Below are 6,879 nucleotides of genomic sequence, written 5' to 3'. Positions count from 1 at the left end.
CCCTTCACCCCCTGAATCCTCTCTCGGGGGGGGAGAACAAAAAACAGAAAGGGGGGGGGGGGGGGGGGGGGGGGGGGCGCCCCCCCCCCCCCCCCCCCCCCCTCCGCCATGTCCGTCACGCCGCCAGGGACTCCCGCACCCGGGCGGTGAGCGCGAACGCCTCGGACAGCAGCGAGTAGGAGCGCAGCCGGTCCGCCGGGTCGTGCGTCAGCGTGTTGACGACGATCTCGCCGACCCCGTGCACGGCCGCCAGCTCGGTGAGCCGGGCGTGCACGCGCTCCGGGGTCCCGTACACCAGCGACCGGCCGTTGACGGCCGCCCGCTCCACCTCGTCACCCGTCCACCGGTGGTGACGCGTGGTGTGCAGGGACGGCATCGGAAGGTCCTGCCCGAGGTCCTTGCGGCTGCGCCACAGCAGCAGCGACTGGGCGAGTTCGTCGGCCTTCGCATCGGTGTCGGCGACCACCGCCCGTACCGCCAGCACCCCGGTCCCGGCCCGCTGCCCGGAGGACGGTCCGGACGACGATCCGGCGAGCTCGCGCCGGTAGGACTCCAGCGCCGCCCGCCCCGGCGTGGGGGCGAGGAAGTGGGCGAAGGCGAACGACGTGCCCAGCTTCCCGGCCAGTTCGGCGGACCGGGTCCCGGCCCCCAGCAGCCACATCTGCGGCGCGGGCGCCCCGCCGGCCGCCGTCGCGTTGTCCTGGTCCTGGTCCATGCCCAGCAGCCGGCGTACGTCGCTCACCTGCTCGGGGAAGCGCTGCGCAGGACCACCGGCCCTGCCGAGCCCCAGATCGACCCGCCCCGGGTGGAGCGCCGCCAGGACGCGGAAGACCTCCGCCACCTTCAGCGCGGAGTACCGGGGCAGCAGCACGCCCCCGGTGCCGATGCGCATGTTCCTGGTACGGGCGAGCAGTTGCCCGGCCAGGATCTCCGGGGCGGTGCCCGCGAAGCCCGGCGAATTGTGGTGCTCGGCGAGCCAGTACCGGGTGAACCCCTGCACGTCGAGCGCCTCGGCGAGCTCGACGGAGGCCCGCAGCGCATCGGCGGGCGAGTGCCCCTCACCGACCGGCGTCTGGTCCAGCACCGACAGCCGCAGCGGCGCGGGCGTGGGCGCGTACGTGTCCGTCATGTCAGACCCCCTGCCCGGCACGGGCCGCGGCCCCGGACGGGTCGACGACGGCGGGCACGATGCGGAAGTCCCGCTGGAAGACCAGGTTGTGCAGGTCGCCCGAGGCGATGGCCCGCAGCGTCGGCACCTCGGCCGCGGCCTGGGCGTCGGTGAACACGTTGAGCGGCCACTCGGCCACCGTGGCGCCCCGCAGATGCGGGTGGTGGAACGTCCGCCCGTAGTGCGCCACGAGACTGACCGGCGAAATGCCCTCCTTGCGCTGCTCCTCCCAGGTCAGCCCCCAGGTGGCCAGCAGGTCACCGTCCCTGGTGCGGATCGACCCGCTGGCCACGACCTCGCCGGTGCCGTGCAGCAGATGCGTGTTGATCTCCTCCAGCACCAGCCGGGCGTACGGGTCGAGCAGGTCCACGGCCTCGTGGAACAGCCGCTCCTTGGCCTGGCGCGAGACGGCGGACTCCCCGTGGGTGCCGTCGCGCAGGTCGCCGAAGTGCCTCAGCAGGGCCTCCACATGGGGCGCGGGGCTCGTCTCGGTGATGCTCATGGTTCCTCTCCTTCGTGCGGTGGGTCGCGGTGGGTCGTGTGGTCAGTCAGTGGGCCTGGGCCGTGCCGGAGGGCAGGGGGGCGCCCGCCGCCGTCAGCCGGCGTTGCAGAGCGGCCCCGAGCCACGGCCGCAGCTCGCGGGGGCCGGGCCCCCCGGGCCTGCCCGGCTGGAGGAAGGCGCCGTGCATCATCCGCGGGAACTCCTCGAACTCGACGTCGTTGCCCGCCCTCGCCAGCCGGTGGGCGTACTGGCGCACGTCGTCGGCGACCGGGTCGAACTCGCCGACGCCGAGCACCGCGGGCGCCAGCCCGGACAGGTCGTCGACCTCGAAGGGGGTGATCGGGAGGGCGGCCGGGGGAGTGGTGCCGTTGCCGCGGTACGAGCGCCAGGCCGCGCGGAGCAGCTTCGGCGCGGGGAAGTTGTCGTGGTAGCGGGTGTACGAGGGAGCCAGGCACTCCGGGTCCAGCGGGGGATAGGCCAGCACCTGGGCGCGCAGTGCCTGCCCCCGGTCGCGGAGCACCACGGCGGCGCAGGCCGCGATGGTGCCACCCGAGCTGTCCCCGCCGACGCTCACCGGGCCGAGACCCTCCTCGTCGGACCGCTCCTGGGCCCAGTCCACGGCGGCGAGCACGTCTTCGAGCGCCGCCGGGTGCGGGTTCTCCGGCGCCAGCCGGTAGTCCACGCTCAGCACGGCACAGCCCGAGTGCCGTGCCAGGTCCGCACAGGCCCGGTGCCAGCCCTCCACGGACCCGCTGTGCCAACTGCCCCCGTGCGCCCACACCAGCCAGCCGCGGTGGCCCGACGGGGGCCGGAAGATCCGGACGGGGATCTGCCCTTGTGCCGCAGGGACGCGCGCGGACTTCCACTCGACGGCGGCGGACATACGGGCTGCGGGATCCGACACGACCCTCTCCTCCACGTTGCAGGGATTGCTTGGCACCGATCCTTCGCCGGTCGGCGAGGACCAGCCAGTGCCCTGCTCTGGGTAGTCATTTCGCGGTCACCCTGGAAGTTCGCGGTCGTCAGGGGAGCACTGCACCCCCCCTGTAAGCCCCAACTGAGCACCGCCGCGAATCGGTCCCGGTCAGCCGTCCCCGCTGCCGCCGCCGTCCGACGGCGGGCGCAACAGCCTTCGGTACGCGAAGAGTTCGGGCAGCGGGACGTACCGCTTCTGCCCCACGCTCACGTATCGCAGCGTGCCGTTCCGCACCAGCCTGCACACCACGCGGGCATCGAGGCCCAGCATCGAGGCCGCCGTCCGTACCGACACCGAGAACTCCGCCAGGTCGAAGGGGGGTTCGGGGGCGGCTTCGTCGGCAGGTTCGTCGGCCGGTTCTTCGGCCGGTTCGTCCGAAGGGGAGACGGTCGTCTCCGGTCCGGAGCACTCCGCCTCTTCGTAGGACATGGCGCACTCCGCATCTGTCTGGACAGTGACGAAGTGGAAGCCTGCGGGGTGATCCGCCGGCTGCCCAGACCTCCGACCTGAGTACGCAGCCGGCCACCCTCCGGGCGGAGGGTACTCAGGACAGGACTACCTTCCGGGCTCCCGGACCCGGTGCGGCCGAGGCAGACTCGATGTCATGAACGCACAGTCGGAACTGGGTGACTTCCTCCGCAACCGCCGTGGCGCCCTGCGCCCCGAGGACGTCGGACTGCAGCCCCACGGGACACGCCGCCGCGTACCGGGACTGCGGCGCGAGGAGCTCGCCATCCTCGCCGGGGTCAGCGTCACCCACTACACCCGGCTCGAACAGGGGCAGAGCACCAACGTCTCGGACTCGGTCCTCGACGCGATCGCCGGAGCCCTGCGGCTCACCGAGGACGAGTGCGCACACCTGCACGACCTGGCCCGTCCGGTCCGCACCCACCGGCGGCGCCCCGCCGCGCGGCCGGAGCAGGCTCCCCTCGCCGTACGACAGCTGCTCGCCGCCATGCCCGACGTACCCGCGGTCGTCCTGGACCGCCGCAACAACGTCCTGGCCTGGAACCCGCTGGGGCACGCCCTGCTCGCCGGACACCTGGCCGCCGACAGCCCCGACCAGCCGTCCCGGCGCCCCAATCTGACCCGGCTGCTCTTCCTCGACGAGCTCACCCGCGACCTCTACCTCCACTGGAACGACGAGGCCAGGACGGCGCTCGCCGCCCTGCGACTGGTCGCCGGACGTCACCCCGAGGACCGCCAGCTGGCCGAACTGATCGGCCAACTCGCCCTGAACAGCCCGGAGTTCAGCACCATGTGGGCGCGTCATCCGGTACGCGGATGCGTCTCGGGAACCAAGCACTTCCAGCACCCCTCGGTGGGCTGCATGGAGCTCGCCTTCGAGACCATGCAACTCGCGGGCGGCGCAGGACGGCGCATGCTCGCCTACTCCGCCGAGCCGGGCACCCCGTCCGAGGCCGCACTGCGACTCCTCGCGGGATCCCTCGAACAGCCCGGCCGGGCCGCGCCGTACGACGCCTCCGCGCCGGCCCGGTCCACGCTCGGCGGCTGACACCGGCCGCTGTCACGGCACTCTCCTCCGGCGTTCCTCGCGCCGCCTTCCAGTGCTGCGTTCCGCCGCCACCTTCCACCGCCGCGTTCCGCCATCGGTACGTCCCACCTGTCCACGGGCCGCTTCAGGGTGCCCGTCACGCCCGTCAACTCACGTACGGAGGAAGCATGCCCGTCGGCATGGACATCGACATCGACATCGCTGAAGCACCCGGCCGGGGAGCCATGGGCATGGCCGTGTCCGTCCCGGTCGACACGCTGCTGGACGCCGAGACGCCCCGGCTGTCGGGGATGGACCGCGACCACGTGCGACGGCTCGCCGGTCTGGAGGAGCCGCTGCCGCCGATCATCGTGCACCGCCAGACCATGCGGGTCGTCGACGGCATGCACCGGCTGCACGCCGCACGGCTCAGCGGCCGGACCACCATCGAGGTCACCTATTTCAGCGGATCGACGGCCGACGCGTTCCTGCTGGCCGTCGAGTCGAACGTCCGGCACGGCCTCCCGCTGACGCTGTCGGAACGCAGACAGGCGGCACAACGGATCCTGCGCAGCCACCCCCAGTGGTCCGACCGGGCCATCGCCGTACGCACCGGACTGTCGGGCAAGACCGTCGGCACCCTGCGCAGGGCCGGTGCACGGGACGCCCCGCAGGACGCCCGGCCCACCGTGCGCGTCGGCCACGACGGCCGGGCGCGTTCCCTGAGCCCGGCCGAGGGCCGGCTGCGGTGCCGTGACGTCATCGAGGAGCTGGGGGAGGGAACCCCGCTCCGGGTGATCGCCGCCGCGGCCGGGGTCTCCGTCGAGACGGCCAGGGACGTACGCGACCGGATCGGACGCGGGGAGGACCCGCTGCCCCCCGGGGTCCGGGGTGCCGCCGCACGGCAGACGCCGCCGCGCCCCCGCCGGAGCGTGGCGGTCGACTCCGCCACGGTCCTCGACTCGATGAAGAAGGACCCGGCGCTCCGCTACAGCAACGAGGGGCGGGAGGTACTGCGCTGGCTGGACACCCATGTGATCGGCAAGGGCGGCCCCGACATCGCACAACGGGTGCCCGCACACCGGGCCACCCAGCTGGCCGCGGTGGCCCGCGCCTCCGCCGCGGCCTGGAACGAGCTCGCCGGCGAGCTCGAACGCCGGGTCGCCGGGTGAACGCACCCGCTCCGGTCCCCCACGTGAACAAGGTCCCCCACCTGAACAACCAGCAGACGTAAGGTCGTTGATCGAAGTGGATACAGGTCTGACAGCCCCCGCGAAGCGGGTGAACCCCTGGGTCGCCCTGGTGCCGCTCTGCATCGGGTTCTTCCTGATCATGATGGACATCACCATCGTCAACGTCGCCATCCCCGGCATGCTGGCCGACCTGGACGCCGACCTGAACCAGATGGTCTGGGTCAACAGCGTCTACCTGCTGGCCTACGCCGTTCCCCTGTTGGCGGCCGGCCGGCTCGGCGACCAGCTGGGCCGCAAGCCGATGTTCCTCGTCGGCCTCGGCGTGTTCACCGCGGCCTCGCTGTGGTGTGGGTTCGCGGGCAGCGCGGGCATGCTGATCGCCGCCCGTGCCGTGCAGGGGCTGGGCGCCGCGCTGATGGCGCCGCAGACGATGGCCCTGGTGACCACGCTCTTCCCGGCCCACCGCATCGGCGCCGCACTCGGCGTGTGGGGCGCGGTCGCCGGACTGGCGTCGGTCGTCGGCCCGCTCCTTGGCGGGTTCCTGGTCGACAGCCTCGGCTGGGAGTGGATCTTCCTGCTCAACGTGCCGATCGGACTGGCCGGACTGGCCATGGCCGTATGGCTGCTGCCCGGCGGACTGCCGCGCAACAAGCACCGGTTCGACGTCCTGGGCACGGTGCTCTCCGGACTCGGCCTGCTCGCCCTGGTCTTCGGGCTGCAGAACGGCCAGCAGTACGACTGGGGAACGGTGGCCGGTCCGGTCACGGTCCCCGGCCTGCTGGCCGTCGGCGTCCTGCTGCTCGTCGCCTTCGCCGTCCGCCAGCGCCGTACCTCCCGGGCCGGCCGGGAACCGCTGATGCCACCGGCCCTCTTCCGGCAGCGGAACTTCAGCGCGGCATCCGTCGCCGCCGCGTCCGTCGCCTTCTCCCTGACCGGGCTGTTCCTGCCGCTGATGCTCTTCCTCCAGTCGGTGATGGAACTCTCGCCGCAGCAGGCCGGGACGCTGATGATCCCGACCGCGATCGCCAGCGGAGCCGTCGGACCGTTCGCCGGGGTGCTCTCCGACCGCATCGGCGGCAAGTGGGTCGTACTGAGCGGATTCCTGGTGTTCGCCCTGGGCATCGGGATGCTCGTGGTGGTCATGGCCCCCGGGGCGAGCCAGTGGCTGCTGGGCGTGGCGCTGTTCGTGTGCGGACTCGGCACCGGAGCGTCCTTCGCGCCGCTGGCACAGGTGGCGACCAGCGGGGTGCCGCAGGAGCTGATGGGCGCGGCGTCCGGGGCGTACAACCAGCTGCGCCAGGTCGGCAGCGTCATCGGCAGCGCGGCGGTCGGCGTGCTGCTCCAGGTGCAGATCTCCACCCGCGAGGGACTCGCGGACGCCGCCGCCACCACGCTGCTGCTGCCGGTGGCGGTACTGCTCCTCGGCTCGGCCGCCTGCCTGGCGATGCGCTCCCGCGTGCGGGAAGGGCGGCAGGAATCCACGCTGGACACAAAGGAGATGTCCGACGGCCGAGTCGGGTGAAAGCGCATCGGTATCGGTGCGGA

At 72.7% G+C, this 6,879-nt stretch carries 7 protein-coding genes; 3 read left to right on the top strand and 4 right to left on the bottom strand.

What is annotated here, in order from left to right; translation table 11 throughout:
* Positions 1-115: 115 nt before the first annotated feature.
* The 4 genes from ACZ5PB_RS29825 to ACZ5PB_RS29810 all read right to left on the bottom strand — a co-directional run bounded on the left by ACZ5PB_RS29825 (position 116) and on the right by ACZ5PB_RS29810 (position 3,075).
* Positions 116-1,129: an MsnO8 family LLM class oxidoreductase gene (locus ACZ5PB_RS29825; RefSeq protein ID WP_468695360.1), complete on the bottom strand. Its 1,014-nt coding sequence runs from the start codon at positions 1,127-1,129 to the stop codon at positions 116-118.
* 1 nt (position 1,130) lies between these two features.
* Positions 1,131-1,670, bottom strand: a complete 540-nt coding sequence (locus ACZ5PB_RS29820) for a hypothetical protein (RefSeq protein WP_468695358.1) — start codon at positions 1,668-1,670, stop codon at positions 1,131-1,133.
* A gap of 46 nt (positions 1,671-1,716) precedes the next feature.
* The gene (locus tag ACZ5PB_RS29815) at positions 1,717-2,574 is read right to left on the bottom strand and encodes an alpha/beta hydrolase (RefSeq protein ID WP_468695357.1); all 858 of its coding nucleotides are present in this window, start codon (positions 2,572-2,574) and stop codon (positions 1,717-1,719) included.
* A gap of 180 nt (positions 2,575-2,754) precedes the next feature.
* Positions 2,755-3,075 carry a helix-turn-helix domain-containing protein gene (locus tag ACZ5PB_RS29810; protein WP_468695356.1) on the bottom strand — a complete coding sequence of 107 codons (321 nt, stop codon included), beginning with the start codon at positions 3,073-3,075 and terminating at the stop codon, positions 2,755-2,757.
* A gap of 175 nt (positions 3,076-3,250) precedes the next feature.
* Between ACZ5PB_RS29810 and ACZ5PB_RS29805 the strand changes: the two genes are divergently transcribed.
* The 3 genes from ACZ5PB_RS29805 (at position 3,251) to ACZ5PB_RS29795 (ending at position 6,856) form a co-directional block, all read left to right on the top strand.
* Complete coding sequence (locus ACZ5PB_RS29805) at positions 3,251-4,162, top strand: helix-turn-helix domain-containing protein (protein WP_468695355.1); 912 nt, start codon at positions 3,251-3,253, stop codon at positions 4,160-4,162.
* A gap of 167 nt (positions 4,163-4,329) precedes the next feature.
* Positions 4,330-5,313, top strand: a complete 984-nt coding sequence (locus ACZ5PB_RS29800) for a hypothetical protein (RefSeq protein ID WP_468695353.1) — start codon at positions 4,330-4,332, stop codon at positions 5,311-5,313.
* 76 nt (positions 5,314-5,389) lie between these two features.
* Positions 5,390-6,856, top strand: coding sequence for a DHA2 family efflux MFS transporter permease subunit (locus ACZ5PB_RS29795; RefSeq protein WP_468695352.1), 1,467 nt, complete (start codon positions 5,390-5,392; stop codon positions 6,854-6,856).
* Positions 6,857-6,879: the final 23 nt, after the last annotated feature.

It is taken from the genome of Streptomyces sp. NPDC032721 (genome assembly GCF_055579625.1).
This window is presented reverse-complemented; position numbering and strand designations above follow the sequence as displayed.